Origin of the sequence: Muribacter muris (assembly GCF_001038205.1) — a bacterium.
GTDB classification, from domain to species: Bacteria; Pseudomonadota; Gammaproteobacteria; order Enterobacterales; family Pasteurellaceae; genus Muribacter; species Muribacter muris.
Map to the genome: position 1 here is coordinate 52175 of NZ_JWIZ01000023.1, position 16784 is coordinate 68958.

Sequence of the window (16784 nt, forward strand, 5' to 3'; positions counted from 1 at the left end):
GTAAAATAAAAATCCCCCATTACTGAGGGGGATTGGCTGTGATTAGGCTTTTCTTTGTGCCTTGACAGCAGCAAAGGCAACCATATTGATAATGCGGCGGACGGAAGAGACCGGATTGAGAATATGTGCCGATTTTTTCATTCCCATTAAAATCGGGCCGACCGTAATTGCCGTGGTGGTCGCACGCAATAAGTTATAGCTGATCCGCGCCGCTTCCATATTCGGCATTACCAATAAATTGGCTGAACCTTTCAGCGGGCTGTCCGGCATATAATCGCGGCGAAGTTTTTCCGATAATGCCAAATCGCCGTGCATTTCACCGTCAATCATTAAATACGGATCACGTTGCTGCACCAATTCTAACACTTGACGCATTTTCGGCGCACCTAACGCATTTGAACCGCCATAGTTGGAGTGTGAAAGCAACGCCACCGCAGGCTCAATGCCGAAGCGTTTCATCTCTTCCGCCGCCATTAAGGTGATTTCCGCCAACTCTTCAGCACTTGGATCGGCGTTCACATAGGTATCTGTCATAAACACATTACCCATTGGTAAGACCAAACTATTCAATGCTGCCGGCACTTTTACCTCTTCTCTTACGCCGATAATATCTTTAATCGCTTCTAAATGGCGGCTATAAGTACCGAACAGCCCGCAGACCAATCCGTCCGCATAGCCCATTTCCACTAACAGGGCGGCAATCACCGTTGTATTTGAAATGGCAACCCGTTTGGCAATCGCTTCACTGATACCTTTACGTTTCATCAGATCGTAATAACGTTTCCATAAGGTTTCATAATGTGGATTTTGTTCATTATCCACCACTTCAATATCTTGCCCGAGGGTTAAATGTAGCCCCAATTTTTTAATTTTGGCTTCAATAATTGCGGTTCTGCCGACCAAAATCGGCGCAGCCAGCCCCATTGAAACAATTTCTTGAGTGGCGTGTAAGACTTTATCCTCTTCCCCTTCCGCCAATACGATCCGTTTTTTATCCGCTTTCGCTTGGGTGAAGATCGGCTTCATAAACAGGTTACTTTTATATACAAATTGGGTGAGTTTTTCGTGGTAGGCTTCCCAATCTGTGATTGGACGGGTTGCCACCCCCGACTCCATCGCCGCTTTCGCAACCGCCGGTGCAATCCGTACGATTAAACGTGGATCGAACGGACGTGGAATAATGTAATCCGCTCCAAATGTGGTGCCTTCGCCGCCATAAGCTGAGGTAACCACATCACTTTGCTCGGCAAGGGCGAGATCCGCAATGGCATAAACCGCCGCCCGTTTCATTTCTTCATTGATTGCCGTTGCTCCCACATCTAATGCACCACGGAAAATAAACGGGAAGCACAAAACGTTGTTGACTTGGTTCGGGTAGTCGGAACGACCGGTACACACAATCGCATCGGGACGTGCCGCTTTCGCTTCCGGCGGGGTGATTTCAGGGTTTGGGTTTGCCAACGCTAAAATAATCGGGTGTGCCGCCATTGTTCTCACCATATCCTGCGTTAATGCACCGGCAGCGGAACAGCCGAGGAAAATATCTGCATTCGGCATTGCATCGCCAAGGGTACGCCAGCCGTTATCCTCAATAGCGTACAGTTTTTTGGTGTCGTCCATTCGATCATCACGATCTTTGAAGATCACCCCTTTGGAATCGCACATCACAATATTTTCCCGTTTCATTCCAAGCGAAACCAATAAGTTCAAACAGGCAATGGAAGCCGCGCCCGCCCCTGATGCCACAAGGCGTACGTCTTCGATTTTTTTGCCAACAATACGCAAAGCGTTGATAACCGCTGCCGCACTGATAATCGCCGTGCCGTGTTGATCATCGTGAAAGACCGGAATATTCATCCGTTCACGCAATTTTTGCTCAATATAAAAACACTCCGGCGCTTTAATATCTTCAAGGTTAATCCCGCCAAATGTCGGCTCTAAAGCGGCAATAATTTCTACCAGTTTTTCCGGATCACGCTCATTGATTTCAATATCAAAGACATCAATGCCGGCGAATTTTTTAAACAACACCCCCTTCCCTTCCATTACCGGTTTACCGGCTAATGCGCCGATATTGCCTAATCCCAACACGGCAGTACCGTTAGAAATCACCGCCACCAAATTACCTTTTGCGGTATATTTATAGGCTGCTGCCGGATCTTTTTCAATTTCTAAACAAGGTTCGGCAACCCCGGGGGAATAGGCAAGGGCAAGATCTCGTTGGGTGGTGAGTGATTTTGTCGGGGCAACTTCAATTTTTCCCGGAATTGGAAATTGGTGAAAATCAAGTGCGGCTTGGCGTAATTGCGCTTTATCGTCCATTGGAAAGTCCTTCTATATCGCGATGAGAAATAATTAATATCCCCTTTTGCAAGCGGTCAGATTAAGTGCAACCTTTGCAAAAGCGGTGATAACAAATGGTGTCAATATTTTACTGTAAATGTTAAGAAAGATATGTGACATAGTTCTAAATTTTGATGAATATTTGATATGCCGAGCTTTTTCTAGGCAAATATCCCCCAGCCAATGCCACCGCAAACAGCGACAATCAACCAAGGCGGTAGCTTTTGCACACTTAACATAAAGAATGCAACCAGTGTAAGTGCAAAATCCTGAGGGGCTTTCACCGTCGTTAGCCAGATTGGTTGATAAAGCACGGCAAGTAATAACCCGACAACTGCCGCATTCACCCCCAACAATGCCGCCTGTATTCTGATATTCTGACGTAATCGCTGCCAAAAAGGCAAGACACCGAATACTAGCAAAAACGAGGGAAGAAAAATCCCGAAAAGCGCAATCATACCGGCGAATGTGCCGTCAATGCTTGTACCGAGAAATGCCGCAAAGGTAAACAGCGGTCCCGGCACTGCCTGTGCCACGCTATATCCCGCTAAAAAAGTCTGGTGATCAATGACTCCTTTGGCAACCGTTTCAGCCTGTAATAACGGCAAAACAGTATGCCCGCCGCCAAACACTAACGATCCGCTGCGGAAAAAGAGGTCAAACTGCGTAAGATACGCATTAGGCAATAGGATTGACAGCAATGGTAAACCGATCAGTAAGATGAAAAATAAGATTAACCAACAAAAAGCGACTCGATTGCTATTAGCGGATACATTGCGGTGTTCCGTGTTTATATGCGGTTGAAAACAGCAAAAACCGATCACAGCAGCCACACTTATCGCCCCGATTTGCCCCAACACTGACGGTACAAACAGCGCACCACAGGCAGCAGCCAGCATAATCGCTATGCGTGATCTATCCGGACAGAGCTTTTTGCCCATTTCCCATACTGCCTGAGCCACAACAGCGACAGCAGCAAGTTTTAACCCCTGTAACATACCGATGGGCAATGTATTCCCATAGGCAATAATGCCCTGCGCTAAGCACATCAACATCACGGCAGAAGGTAGCGTAAAGCCCGCCCAAGCCGCTAATGCCCCCAAATAGCCGGCACGTGATAACCCTAATGCAATACCAACTTGGCTACTCGCCGGCCCGGGTAAAAATTGGCAAAGTGCAACTAAATCGGCATATTCCTGCTCTGCCAACCATTTTCGTCGCACAACAAATTCATTATGAAAGTAGCCTAAATGGGCAATCGGCCCACCAAACGAGGTGCAACCCAATTTTAAAAATATCCAGAAAATAGCTAAAGCCGAGTCCGCACGATCTAAATTTATCTCTTTATCTACCATTTTATTCCCTCATTTTCTGCATAATGGCGTTTTATTATACGATATAGGCTAACAAAAACGTGATATATTTCACAAAATCATAACATTTTAAAAATGATTTAATGTTTCAAAAAATATAAGAAAATATAGATTAAGTGCGATAGTTAGCCTTTTTTTACTTTATAAAAAACTAAAATTTTATGAAATGTTAGTTTATTTATCTAAATTTATCACAATTTAGGCTTGAAATAGTGCTAGACAAGCCCCTAAATTTTCTTCACAATCCAAAGCACTTTATCAATCCGTTTCTTTTGAGTTGGAGGAGAAAATGAAAAAACTTTCAGGGGCAGAAATGATTGTTCACTCCCTGCGTGATGAGGGGGTGGAATATGTTTTCGGCTATCCGGGCGGTTCGGTGTTGGATATTTACGATGCAATTCACACCCACGGCGGCATTAAACACGTTTTGGTTCGCCACGAGCAAGGTGCGGTACATATGGCAGACGGCTACGCCCGTGCTACCGGCAAAGTCGGCTGCGTATTAGTTACCTCCGGGCCGGGAGCAACCAATGCGATCACAGGGATCGCCACCGCCTATTCCGATTCCATTCCGTTAGTCATCTTTTCGGGGCAAGTTCCTTCAGGCTTGATCGGTTCTGATGCTTTCCAAGAGTGCGATATGGTCGGCATTTCCCGTCCGGTTGTTAAGCATAGCTTCTTGGTAAAACGGGCGGAAGATATTCCGGCAATCGTGAAAAAAGCCTTTTATATCGCCGCAACAGGACGACCGGGGCCTGTTGTGATTGATGTGCCGAAAGATGTGGTTAATCCGGCGAACAAATTTAACTATGAATACCCGAAAGAGATTTCCCTCCGCTCTTATAACCCGACTGTACAAGGACATAAAGGGCAAATCAAAAAAGCCTTAAAAGCCATAATGGTGGCAAAAAAGCCGATCTTATTTGTTGGCGGCGGTGTGATCAGTGCCGAAGCACATCAAGAAGTTACCGAATTTGCGCAAAAACTGAATTTGCCGGTAACCAGCTCGTTAATGGGCTTGGGGGCTTATCCTAGCACAGACAAGCAATTTTTGGGTATGCTCGGAATGCACGGCACATTTGAAGCAAACACTGCTATGCACGAAAGCGATTTAATCCTCGGCATTGGCGTACGTTTTGATGATCGCACCACCAATAATTTGGCAAAATATTGCCCGAATGCGAAAGTGATTCACGTGGATATTGATCCCGCCTCTATCTCCAAAACCGTGCCGGCTTATATTCCGATTGTCGGCAGTGCCAAAAATGTGCTAGAGGAATTTTTAGCGCTACTTAGTGAAGAAAATGTTGCAAAAAATCAGGCGGATCTAAGCGCTTGGTGGCAGCAAATTACCCAATGGCGTGCCAAAAATTGTTTGGCTTACACACAAGGCGATGTTATTAAACCGCAAGAGGTGATCCGCACGATCTACAAATTAACCAACGGCGATGCCTATGTTGCGTCCGATGTCGGTCAGCACCAAATGTTTGCCGCTTTGCACTATCCTTTCGATCTCCCTCGCCGTTGGATCAACTCCGGCGGGCTTGGCACAATGGGCTTTGGCTTACCGGCAGCGATCGGGGTGAAATTTGCCCATCCTGACGCAACGGTGGTTTGCGTAACGGGCGATGGCAGTATTCAAATGAATATTCAAGAACTTTCGACCGCTAAACAATACGATACGCCGGTTGTCGTAGTGAATTTGAATAACCGTTTCTTAGGAATGGTAAAACAGTGGCAGGATATTATTTATGCCGGTCGCCACTCCCAATCCTATATGAACTCGTTGCCGGATTTCGTTAAATTGGCGGAAGCATACGGACACGTTGGCATTCAAATCGACCACCCTGCCGAGCTTGAAAGCAAACTTGCCCAAGCCTTTGCGATTAAAGACAAATTAGTGTTTGTCGATATTCGTGTGGACGAAACCGAACACGTTTACCCTATGCAAATTCGGGGTGAATCAATGAAAGATATGATGTTGAGCAAAACGGAGCGAACAGATGCGTAGAACATTATCGGTCTTATTAGAAAATGAATCGGGAGCGCTCTCCCGAGTTATCGGGCTTTTCTCCCAACGTGGTTTTAATATTGAAAGCCTTACCGTTGCCCCAACGGACGATCCGAGCCTATCGAGAATGACGCTTGTCGCTCAAGGGGACGAACAGGTTCTAGAACAGATTGAAAAGCAATTACATAAACTCATTGACGTGTTTAAAGTAATCAATTTGAGTTATTGCGAACACGTTGAACGTGAAGTGTTGTTGCTCAAAGTGCGTGCGGTCGGCAGCTCGCGGGACGAAGTGAAACGGATTGTAGATATTTTCCGTGGGCAGATTGTTGATATTACCCCGAAACAATACACCGTCCAACTGGCAGGGACGAGTGAAAAACTCAATGCCTTTATCGAGACGGTCAAAGCGGAAACCACTATCATCGAAATAGTGCGATCCGGCGTAATCAGCCTGTCCCGTGGCGAGAAAAACTGCCTATAAACAAAAAATCCCCGATACATCGGGGATTTGACTATCTTTCCAAATATAACAAAAAATCGGCAACCGTATGGAACGAGCCGAAAACAATCACTGTATCCTGCTCTCCCACCCGACCAAACAGCACTTGTGCTGCGGTAGCCATATCAGGATAGCCGACCGCTGTTGCTTGCGGCAATTTTGCCGTGAGCTTTGCCAATACTGCCTCACCGCTTTGCCCCCGAACACCGCTCAAACCGGCACAATGCCACTCGTCAATCCGTTTATCTAACGGCTCGACAATGCCCGACAAATCTTTATCGACCAGCACACTGAATAAAGCGTAAACCTTACCTTGCAAAGTCTGTGCCTGTAAACGCTCGGCTAAATAACGGGCGGCGTGCGGATTATGCCCCACATCAACAATCACCTGTGCAAGCGGTCGTTTCCCGCTGAATTTTGCAAAATCACGCTCGGTTAAGCGTTGAAAACGACCAACCATTTCCGTTGCAAAAACGGCTTCCTTTATGACCGCTTGATCTACGGCAAAGGGTAACTGGGTCAATGCTGCCACGGCAGTCGCAACGTTAGGCGCAGGGATTTGCGGTAGCGGTAATTCAAAGTGATGTTGGGCAGATTGCCACTGCAAGCTGTCGGATAGTAGCGAAAATTGCCAATCTAGATCACGTTGAAAAACGTTACAATTTAACGATTTTGCGTATTCCAATACCGAATCGGGACAATCCGGCTCGCCGATCACCACCGGAATATCAGGACGGAAAATACCGGCTTTTTCCCGCCCGATAGCCTCACGGTTATCGCCCAAAAATTCGATATGATCAATATCAATCGAGGTGATGATTGCCAAACTCGGCTCAACAATATTAGTCGCATCTAACCGCCCGCCTAAGCCGACCTCTAAAATAACCACATCTAACTCGGCACGGCGGAAAATATCCAATGCCGCCAAAGTACCAAATTCAAAATAAGTGAGTGAGGCGGTTTTGTGCTGTTCAATATGGTGAAAGGTGCGTACCAAGATTTTATCGCTGACCATTTCCCCTTGAACCCGCACCCGCTCGTTGTAGTGTATTAAATGAGGCGAAGAATACACGCCGACCCGCTTTCCCGCTTTCAACAATGCGGTTTCGAGCAATTTACAGGTTGAGCCTTTACCGTTTGTGCCGGCAACGGTAATCACATAAGGTGCAGGTTTTAATAAATCCAACTGTTCAGCGACAAGGCGAATGCGTTCTAAGCCCATATCAATCGGTTTGAAGTGGCTTTTTTCTAAATAGGAAAGCCACGTTTCCAAAGAATCCGTGGCTTTTGGGGAGATTAAAACGGACATTAGGCTGGATCTTCCACTTCAATTTCGGCATCAATCAATTCACCCGTTTTAAACGGCGTGGTTTGACGGGTTAATTTTGCCAACAAGCGAGCGAGGGTATCACGCATCTCTTTGCGGTGAACGATCATATCAATCGCCCCTTTTTCCAATAAAAATTCACTGCGTTGAAACCCTTCCGGCAATTTTTCCCTCACGGTTTGCTCAATCACACGAGGGCCGGCAAAGCCGATAAGCGCTTTTGGCTCGGCAATGTTAATATCGCCCAACATTGCCAAACTGGCTGATACACCGCCTAGGGTCGGATCGGTCAATACCGAAATAAACGGCACACCCTTTTCACGCATTTTGGCTAAAATTGCACTGGTTTTCGCCATTTGCATCAGTGAAAACAATGCTTCCTGCATTCTCGCCCCGCCCGATGCGGAAAAACAGATAAACGGGATATTATCTTCAAGGGCTTTTTCAGCCGCTTTCACGAATTTTGCCCCGACAACCGATCCCATCGATCCGCCCATAAATTCAAAATTAAACGCCCCGACAACCACCGGCATATCGAATAATTTACCGGACATCACCAAAAAGGCATCTTTTTCACCTGTCTGTTTTTGAGCGGCGCTTAACCGATCTTTATATTTCTTTAAATCACGGAATTTCAACACATCTTGCGGCTCAAGATCAGCGGCTAACTCTTCGGCGGTATCCGTATCCAGCAAATTCAATAAACGAGAACGCACATCAATGCGCATATGGTGATCGCATTTCGGACAAACCTGCATATTGCGTTTTAATTCTTCGCTATACAATACCTGCTCGCAATGTGTGCATTTCGTCCAAACGCCTTCCGGAATTTTTGATTTTCCGCTGCTTGAAGACGAGGTTTTTCCTAAAATTTTTTCAATCCAGCTCATTTTTACACCTAATTTTGTGTTGAGAAAATTGCGTCTATTAAAGCATAAAATGCGTTGATTTAATAGAAAAAAGCGTAAATCGGTAACTGCTCTGATAACTAACTCACATTTTTACAAAATTTCTGCCCGATCCGACCGCTTGCCCCTTGCTAAAAAGCCAAAATCGCCGTATAAATTCACCATTTTTCTACACTCCACAGTTATGAGGAACACAATGTCTATGTTTAACCATATCCAAGCGGCACCGGCTGATCCGATTCTCGGTTTAGGCGAAGCGTTTAAAGCAGAAAGTCGTGCCGAGAAAATCAATTTAGGTATCGGCGTGTATAAAGATGCCAACGGGCAAACGCCGATTGTTAAAGCGGTAAAAGAAGCGGAAACCCGTTTACTTGCCGATGAAAAGACCAAAAACTACCTCACCATTGACGGTATCGCCGATTTTAACACTCAAACCCAAGCCTTACTTTTCGGCGAAGGGGCGGATGTAATTAAGCAAGGACGGGCGAAAACCGCTCAAAGTTTGGGCGGAACAGGGGCGTTACGCATTGCCGCCGAATTTATCAAACGGCAAACCAACGCGCAAAAAGTCTGGATTTCGACCCCAACGTGGCCAAACCACAATGCTATTTTTAACGCCGTCGGGATCAACATCAAAGAATATCGTTACTACAATAAAGAGACTAAAGCATTGGATTGGGACAACCTGCTTGCCGATTTAAACCAAGCCGGCAAAGGCGATGTGGTCTTATTCCACGGCTGCTGCCATAACCCGACCGGTATCGACCCAACCCCTGAACAATGGAAAACCCTTGCGAAAATGTCGGCGGAAAAAGGTTGGCTGCCGCTCTTTGATTTCGCCTATCAAGGCTTTGCTAACGGCTTAGAAGAAGATGCCTACGGCTTACGCACTTTCGTTCAAAACCACGCTGAAGTGCTGGTTGCCAGTTCTTACTCCAAAAACTTCGGGTTATACAACGAGCGTGTCGGGGCGTTTACGTTAGTTGCCGAGAATGCCGAAGTGGCGAACAATGCGTTCAGCCAAGTGAAATCGATTATCCGTGTGCTCTACTCTAACCCGTCATCTCACGGGGCAAGTGCCGTTGCAACCGTATTAGCCGATCCGCAACTCAAAGCCTCTTGGATTGACGAGCTTGCCGAAATGCGTAATCGTATTAAAGAAATGCGGGCAAAATTCGTTCAACTTCTTAAAGAAAAAGGGGCAACCCAAAACTTCGATTTTATCATTGCCCAAAACGGAATGTTCTCATTCAGCGGCTTAACCCCTGAGCAAGTCGATCGCCTTAAAGATGAATTTGCGATCTATGCGGTACGTTCCGGCAGAATCAATGTCGCCGGTATCACAAATGACAACATTGACGCCCTTTGTGAAGCGATTGTCAAAGTACTCTAACTCTTAACAAAAATGGCTGATACAATCAGCCATTTTTTATCCTCTTAAAAGGAAGAAATATGAAACGCCTGTTTGCTATTTTTCCGCTCTTTCTGACCGCTTGTAGCAGCGAATCGTCCACCGGACTGAATAGCCAAATCACAGATGCCATAGCAGATAAAGACGCTATCGGCAAAATGCGCCTCACCCAACAAAAAATGAAACAAGATCAAGCACAACAAGAGGCATTTGAACTTTTCTTCCCATAGTGAGAAGAAATAGTAATATTTATCATCTTCACCATATCTCCAATATCCACCAGAACCTTCATCAAACAAGATTACAGAAAAGTTAAATATATTACTTTTATCCGGTATAAAACCATCTCCTTCAACTAGAGAAACAAAGTTCCCAAAAATATTAGTAAAAGGTATGGTAAAAAATATAAACAACAAAATATACTGAATGTATTTATTTTTCATAAAATATAGTACTCTCTATCTATTATTTTAAGAATAATATAAACCTTTCATTGTCTGTTTATTCCTTTTTCTTATATACAATTTTCATAATTCATCTTTTAAAATATCTTTTAGCTAACAACATATAACACATATCAGAATAAAGCAATATGGAAACAAATAAAAGACAAGCTAAAGAATAAAAAAACATATATATTTCACTATTATTTCTATAGAAAAAAGATATAGATAGAAATGCTATGCCTATCACGTAGGGAATTAAATAAAATGGTTTTATGAAAGAAGGTATTGTTTCAAAATAGAAACCAATAGTATAATACTTTTCTATTCTCTATTCTCTATTCTCTATTCTCTATTCTCTATTCTCTATTCTCTATTCTCTACCCATACATTGAAACTTAAATTAATAACATCTTCTATATTGATTTTTTGAGTGTAAATATAAGCTACCATAAAGAAAAATAATATAAAGATAAAAAAGAAAAAGAATAGGTATGGATATAATAAATATATTATAATAAAAATGGGAGTAAATATTATTATAAAAGTACAGCCTAGGTTAAATATTGTCGAATAATAAAAGCTTAATACAACCCATTTTTTAACTGTAATTGATAACCTATATCGGATGAAAAAATAGAATAACTGAAATAAAACGAAACAAAATATATATTTTAATTTTGTTATAAAACTCATATTCAGTTCAGAATATATAAATACTCCAGATTGAATAAAGAAAAGTAGAATAAATCCAAACAACGCTGTAATTTTAGGCTCTTTATGCTTTCTGTAATTAAGTAACACGATATTATTTGCCATATTACCTCCAAATTTTTTCTTTGATATTCTCACTAATATTATATATTACAAATTTACAAATGAAGTTAGTATTACAACTAGTACTCCTCAAAATAATAAAACTATACTTGAGATAATTATACCTATTAAAAAATCCAGTAATAATTGACAATCTACAACTACCGTTCTTTGTTTAGATAAAAATATTTTATGGATAAAATAATGTAACAGAAATCAGAGTAAAAAAGTATTGCATTAAGTAATAATATAGCTTGAGAAAAATAATACATTGCCTCTATATTTGATCTATAAAAAAATGATATAAGAAGTAAAGATAATATTAACATATATATAATAATAGCAATAAAGTATATATATTTAGGGATAGTATCCTTATAGAAAAAGATAACATTATACCTTATTTTCTTTTTATTAAACCAAATATCAATACTATTATTTATAATAGTAGATACATCTAACTTTATAGAAAATGCAATTGATATACAAAAAATTATAGCTAATGCAAATAAGAATAAAAGAAAAAGATACTTATATTCAATATACACTTTAATAAATACAGGGTAAAAAATTAAAAAAGAACTAGAGCCAATATTAAAAATTGTAGATTGCAAGATTAAACTAATAACCTTATCTACTTTAGAATAAATTTTTCTGTGGATAAAGAAAAAAGCAAATTCAAATAAGGTCATAAAATGAAAATATATATTTTGTTCTGATGGGTTAGGATAACTTCCTCAAATAGAAAACTTGCTTGATAACAGATAAGTATAGTAAACATTATTATAGAAAATTTAATATTTGAATTGTTTTTATATTGATTTAATACTATTAATTTCTGTTCTTCCACATACGATCCTTAAGTTCATTAGACTTATTAGCATATTTTATATGCAGTATAAATTACTACTGCTCCAGCAAAAAATACTAACATTATTGCTGGATGTTTAGGTAGCTTACTTGCCATTAATATTATTGAGGTTAGTGAAATTTCACTAGCAATTTTAGTTATAACTGCGACGCCAAAACTCATTCCTATTCGCCCAATTAATTCAGCAATATCACGGCTCCCTTCCTCATCTAGCATTACCGTTTCATAATCTCCAATAAAATCAAGAACTAAAATTATCATTTACCTGATTTAGAGGAATTATATAAATAATATTTTATTAAAAGAAAAAAATAACAAACCTGACTATAAGAGGTTGTAAGTAAGATTATAGATAACCCAAATGAAAAATATACAAATTTTTCTGGAGAATATCGAGATATAAAAAAATAAAATATTGAAATAGAAGCAATTACATAAAGTAAAGCCCAAAAAAAATTATTATTTAATGGTTTAGGAAATGATTCAAAATCTAAAAATAAAATTTGATTTTCTTTCTTTTCTTCTACTTTCCAATGATGGAGGCTTCTTAGAGCTATTTCATTCACATTTTTATTATATGTATAAATAAATGCAGTTATCACAATGAACCCTAGAAAAGAAATAAAAAAATAAAAAAAGTAATAATTTTTAATCACTTCAATTAATACATATGGAAAAAGCGGAAATAAAAAAACTGAACCTATATTGAAAAATATAGATCTAAAAAACATTGCCAATATATAGTTGCTTTTTTGTAAGCTTTTTATAAGTACTATCCCACCCAAAAATAGCATTACCTCAAATAATACATAGATACTTATAAATTTCCAGTCTATATTTAAAAGAGAATTGTAAGTGATAATTTGATCAACCGAAATAGCTATCCATATAATAAATAAAGGATATGCGTAGATAGATATTTTTATATCGGGACTAAGTAATATTATTTTTTTCATTTTATTCAAAAACCTTATGCAATAATTCTTTATTGTTATTAGATAATTTTGAAATAACCATACCTTAACAGCAATAGTAATTCCTATAATATCTAATGTTATTTCAATTGTTGACAAACCAGTAATTATCCCTTTTAAAGTATTAGGTAAATTGATCTTATCTTTAGATAAAATTCTTTTTCCTATGGGAAGAAAAGAAGTAGTAATATTTCTCTTGAGAGATGAAGTTACAAAAAATTAGTGAAAGGAGACATATAATCTTATTTCCTTAAATATAAATACCGCCTTACTAGTACTTTTTTCTTAATCAATTCTCTCAATAAAAAGTTGCGACCATTCATAAGGTAAATCGTCCCCTATAGGATTTTCATTATATTTTTCTCTTCCAACTGTAAAGCTTAATATCAGCTTATGACCGTTTCTTTCCGTTTCAAATTCATAAATCGCATAGGCTTGCCTACTAATTTTATCATATGTATCTTGATTAAAATGTTTATATCCGGAATCTGTATATTTTAGCCATTCTTTTTCGTCCAAATATTTTAATAATTTCTTTTGTTTAAAGATCAAGCCTAATGCTTCAAAATCTTCTTTTTTAAAATAGCCAAAATCTTGATATTTATCGTATTCTTCATAATACCCATAAATACCAACCTTATTCCAAGGTTTATTTTCAGCCTCTCTGCTTATCCAACTATCATATGAAAAAAATGTACCTTTTTTTTCGTCCGAAGGATAAGATATAATAATAACATAATCCATAGTTCCCATTAAAATTGGTTTTGAAGTAATCTTTGAAAGATGAAATTCAAAAATTATATTTTTCTCCTTATTTAACTCATCTATACTTTTCTCTAGGCTAAGTATTTGAATATTAAGGTTTATAAACTTTATTAAATTTAACACAAAATAATCATTTTTATAGATATCATTGACGTTCATATAAAATTGATATTTTTCATTATTTTGTATCTTTTTCAAGTCCATTAAATTTTCTCCTCTCACCAGAATAGAAAATAATATTATAATAAAAGCAATTAAAAATTTTATCATTTTTTATTTTTCGCATAAAAATAAGGATCGTACTCACTCTTTCCTTTAATAATTTTTTCCACAGATTTTCATTGAAAGGAAGAACTCTATATTTTCTATCTCACTGAATTAAATCAATAGTTAGTAGTATTTTATATAAAAACCCTCTATTAATGCATTAGAAAAAATTTGCACAGCTAATTTATAAACTATAATTACTTGCTTTGTTTCATTTTTATCGCAGAACATCAAGTATTAAAATCCAGTTTATCAAACCCTGTACATTTATTTTCTTCTCCTATGTAGAAATAGGTATTTTCTTACCATAGTAAGAAGAAATAGTAATATTTATCATCTTTACTATACCTCCAATACTGCCCTGAACCCTCATCAAGTTTTGTTACAAAAAAATGTTAAAGTATTACTCCGATCAGGTATATAGCCACTATTACTTGTTCTATCGGCAATCAGTAGTATATTCATTATTAAATTTCTTAATATATAAATAAAGAATATAACAATAAATAAAATAGCAAATTTTATTTTCATAAAATAAAATTTATTTCCCTTTGAAATCCAAGAAAAGAGTTTTATGATACCACCTAATTATAGACACTTAAGCTCTCTTTCAAAAAATCATCTAAATTTTCTTTTATATAAAAAATATCTCATTAATAAAATAATATAGCACATATATCCATATAGCATAAAAGCACTAAAAGATATAGCGGATAAAACCATATAATACTCGGCTTCTTTTCCTGCTCTATTTATAAAAGTAGTAAAATATAATAAAATTAGCAATATAGCAGGTAATAGTGAAAATGGCTTAATAAAGCTAGGCAAAGTATCTTTATGAAAAAAAATAATTCTATACCTTTTACTTTTATCTCCTTTAATCCAAAATCGATAGCTATTCTTAATAACATTTAAAAAATTGATATTAGATGTGTATATAGCAGCAACTATAAAGTAAAATAAAACTTGAATAAAAAATAAAATATATAATTCTTTATATTTAAATAATGCAATAATAAATGCAGGATGAACTATAAAAAAACAAATGATCCCAAAGTTTATTGATATTGAGTGAAATATCATTAACCGTATAAATTTTTTATCAGCCTTTATCTTATTATTCTTAACATAGAGAAATATGAAAAAAATAATTTCTATTAAAATTCCTCCCCCTCCGAACATTAATATTCTGTTATTAGGATCGCTAGCTATAATAATAAATCCAAGTTGAGCTAGCAATAATAAAAAAACAGAAAAAAACAATGTGATATAGAAACCTTCATCATATTGATATTTTATTAAAATAATATTATTTTTACCTTTCATAATTTACTTCCATATACTGTCTTTAATTATACTAGAGCCTTTAGATATAAAATATGCTGTACCAATTATAACTAATCCAGAAAAGATAATAATTCCAATAACCGGTATTATTATTCCTGTTGGGATTAATCTCATTATTAGTGTTAATGAAATATTACTAATGACAGTAGTAGCTATAGCTCCGCCAAAACTAATTCCTATTCGCCCAATTAATTCAGCAATATTACGGCTCCCTTCCTCATCTAGCATTACCGTTTCATAATCTCCAATAAAATCAAGTACTAATCCCAACTTGGCTAACTTACCTGATATGGTATCTTTTAAAACTGCTTTAGGGTGAATAACATTTTGTGCCGATATCCAAACCCTCTTTATATCTTTTGTTAAATGAATACCGCCTGTAATGCCTTTTAATTTTATATGGGCTAAACCTGCATGAGTAAAACCAAATGGAGGATTATACCCCTTAAAGACGATTGCCAAATAACCTTTTATCCATTTTACTTCAACTGTCCGATTAAGTGCATTTAACCAATGTTTATTCTCTATCATATAACTTGCTGTCGTACTCCCTACTACCCACTCATCACTATATTGATTATTATACATAGCAACATAACTTATCAACTCATTAAAGTCTTTTTCACTCAGATATTCTTCTAATTCTGCGACTTTAAGTGTTTTAGGTTTCTCAGCTTTCTGGATAGCATTTCGATGAAATTTATAAGACGCTTCCGCAAAGGGATCTTCCATTCTATACTCAAAATGAGATTTTTCTTCTAAGACTAATAATACAATCACTTCTTTCGCTTCATTTTTTACGCATTGCATACCATTGCTTGTCCATAATTCATCAAAACTATGTTTAATCTCATTAGGCAAATACGGTGGCTTAAGCACATTTGAGTAATGAAATTGATCCAAACCTTGCAACCAATTATATGAGGCTTCTTGATGTTGCTTAAACAGTTGATAGTAAGCATTTAAATCTTCCAAATCCGAAAAACCAACATAAAGTGGATCTAACCACACAGCAGGTTTATCGTATTCATCGGTATCTTGAGATGACGGAGGCACGCGATAACGCCCAATTTCAATGTCTTTAGATTTTACAACAAATGTACCGTCAAAATAACGACTGACTTTTATATGATAAGGAACACCTCGATTGGATATAGCAAACCCTCCACTGATTAATTTCTTCTGCTTAACATCATAAACCGCATTTAATCGGAAATCTTGATCTCCCTTTTGGCTTGGTAAAATATCTACGCTTAAATCGCTCCAGATTTGGCTATTAAAATTAAACACGATCTCCTGTACTGCACCTAACACGATCTGATAATTACACCCTCTTACCAGTTTATCTACCGGTTCTCCAGGCAGATAGATACAACGTGTTTCTTGCTGTCTTGGTGGAATTTGCTGTTGATTTTTTGTTGTCATT

General features: G+C 38.1%; 13 protein-coding genes. 4 read left to right on the plus strand and 9 right to left on the minus strand.

The annotated features are described in order from the left end of the window. Positions 1-42: 42 nt before the first annotated feature. Both RO21_RS04365 and chrA read right to left on the minus strand, forming a co-directional pair. The gene (locus tag RO21_RS04365) at positions 43-2322 is read right to left on the minus strand and encodes an NADP-dependent malic enzyme (protein ID WP_047976575.1); all 2280 of its coding nucleotides are present in this window, start codon (positions 2320-2322) and stop codon (positions 43-45) included. 182 nt (positions 2323-2504) lie between these two features. Further along, positions 2505-3698 (minus strand): chromate efflux transporter, encoded by a 1194-nt coding sequence (gene chrA / locus RO21_RS04370; protein ID WP_047976576.1) that lies wholly within the window; start codon positions 3696-3698, stop codon positions 2505-2507. 307 nt (positions 3699-4005) lie between these two features. Here chrA and RO21_RS04375 point away from each other — a divergent pair, with 307 nt between their 5' ends. Then, positions 4006-5727, plus strand: coding sequence for an acetolactate synthase 3 large subunit (locus tag RO21_RS04375; protein ID WP_047976577.1), 1722 nt, complete (start codon positions 4006-4008; stop codon positions 5725-5727). Beyond that, positions 5720-6211, plus strand: a complete 492-nt coding sequence (gene ilvN, locus RO21_RS04380) for an acetolactate synthase small subunit (RefSeq protein WP_047976578.1) — start codon at positions 5720-5722, stop codon at positions 6209-6211. Before RO21_RS04375 ends, ilvN begins: the two co-directional genes overlap by 8 nt. Positions 6212-6242: 31 nt before the next feature. Here ilvN and folC read toward each other — a convergent pair whose 3' ends face one another. Both folC and accD read right to left on the minus strand, forming a co-directional pair. After that, entirely contained in the window at positions 6243-7538 is a 1296-nt protein-coding gene (gene folC / locus RO21_RS04385; protein WP_047976579.1) for a bifunctional tetrahydrofolate synthase/dihydrofolate synthase, read from the minus strand. Continuing rightward, positions 7538-8446, minus strand: a complete 909-nt coding sequence (gene accD / locus RO21_RS04390) for an acetyl-CoA carboxylase, carboxyltransferase subunit beta (protein WP_047976580.1) — start codon at positions 8444-8446, stop codon at positions 7538-7540. The genes folC and accD overlap by 1 nt, the downstream gene beginning before the upstream one ends. Before the next feature lie 220 nt (positions 8447-8666). On the opposite strand from accD, the gene RO21_RS04395 reads away from it, so the two are divergent. Both RO21_RS04395 and RO21_RS04400 read left to right on the plus strand, forming a co-directional pair. After that, a complete protein-coding gene (locus RO21_RS04395) occupies positions 8667-9857 on the plus strand; it encodes an amino acid aminotransferase (RefSeq protein ID WP_173425296.1) in 1191 nt (396 codons plus the stop codon). Positions 9858-9916: 59 nt separating this feature from the next. Further along, positions 9917-10105 (plus strand): hypothetical protein, encoded by a 189-nt coding sequence (locus RO21_RS04400; RefSeq protein WP_047976582.1) that lies wholly within the window; start codon positions 9917-9919, stop codon positions 10103-10105. 1906 nt (positions 10106-12011) lie between these two features. Here RO21_RS04400 and RO21_RS04415 read toward each other — a convergent pair. The 5 genes from RO21_RS04415 to RO21_RS04435 all read right to left on the minus strand — a co-directional run bounded on the left by RO21_RS04415 (position 12012) and on the right by RO21_RS04435 (position 16783). Next, entirely contained in the window at positions 12012-12266 is a 255-nt protein-coding gene (locus RO21_RS04415) for a hypothetical protein (protein ID WP_047976585.1), read from the minus strand. Beyond that, on the minus strand, positions 12263-13078 hold the full coding sequence (locus tag RO21_RS04420) for a hypothetical protein (protein WP_047976586.1): 816 nt from the start codon (positions 13076-13078) through the stop codon (positions 12263-12265). The genes RO21_RS04415 and RO21_RS04420 overlap by 4 nt, the downstream gene beginning before the upstream one ends. A 186-nt stretch (positions 13079-13264) precedes the next feature. Beyond that, a complete protein-coding gene (locus RO21_RS04425) occupies positions 13265-14014 on the minus strand; it encodes a hypothetical protein (protein ID WP_157019625.1) in 750 nt (249 codons plus the stop codon). Between the two features lie 615 nt (positions 14015-14629). Continuing rightward, positions 14630-15337: a hypothetical protein gene (locus tag RO21_RS04430; RefSeq protein WP_047976588.1), complete on the minus strand. Its 708-nt coding sequence runs from the start codon at positions 15335-15337 to the stop codon at positions 14630-14632. 3 nt (positions 15338-15340) lie between these two features. Further along, positions 15341-16783, minus strand: a complete 1443-nt coding sequence (locus RO21_RS04435; protein ID WP_047976589.1) for a hypothetical protein — start codon at positions 16781-16783, stop codon at positions 15341-15343. Between the last annotated feature and the right edge of the window lies 1 nt (position 16784).

Coding starts and splice junctions, on each gene's coding strand:
- RO21_RS04365 (WP_047976575.1), bottom strand. CDS start 2,322: ATGGACGATAAAGCGCAATTACGCCAAGCCGCACTTGATTTTCACCAA.
- chrA (WP_047976576.1), bottom strand. CDS start 3,698: ATGGTAGATAAAGAGATAAATTTAGATCGTGCGGACTCGGCTTTAGCT.
- RO21_RS04375 (WP_047976577.1), top strand. CDS start 4,006: ATGAAAAAACTTTCAGGGGCAGAAATGATTGTTCACTCCCTGCGTGAT.
- ilvN (WP_047976578.1), top strand. CDS start 5,720: ATGCGTAGAACATTATCGGTCTTATTAGAAAATGAATCGGGAGCGCTC.
- folC (WP_047976579.1), bottom strand. CDS start 7,538: ATGTCCGTTTTAATCTCCCCAAAAGCCACGGATTCTTTGGAAACGTGG.
- accD (WP_047976580.1), bottom strand. CDS start 8,446: ATGAGCTGGATTGAAAAAATTTTAGGAAAAACCTCGTCTTCAAGCAGC.
- RO21_RS04395 (WP_173425296.1), top strand. CDS start 8,667: ATGTTTAACCATATCCAAGCGGCACCGGCTGATCCGATTCTCGGTTTA.
- RO21_RS04400 (WP_047976582.1), top strand. CDS start 9,917: ATGAAACGCCTGTTTGCTATTTTTCCGCTCTTTCTGACCGCTTGTAGC.
- RO21_RS04415 (WP_047976585.1), bottom strand. CDS start 12,266: ATGATAATTTTAGTTCTTGATTTTATTGGAGATTATGAAACGGTAATG.
- RO21_RS04425 (WP_157019625.1), bottom strand. CDS start 14,014: ATGATAAAATTTTTAATTGCTTTTATTATAATATTATTTTCTATTCTG.
- RO21_RS04430 (WP_047976588.1), bottom strand. CDS start 15,337: ATGAAAGGTAAAAATAATATTATTTTAATAAAATATCAATATGATGAA.
- RO21_RS04435 (WP_047976589.1), bottom strand. CDS start 16,783: ATGACAACAAAAAATCAACAGCAAATTCCACCAAGACAGCAAGAAACA.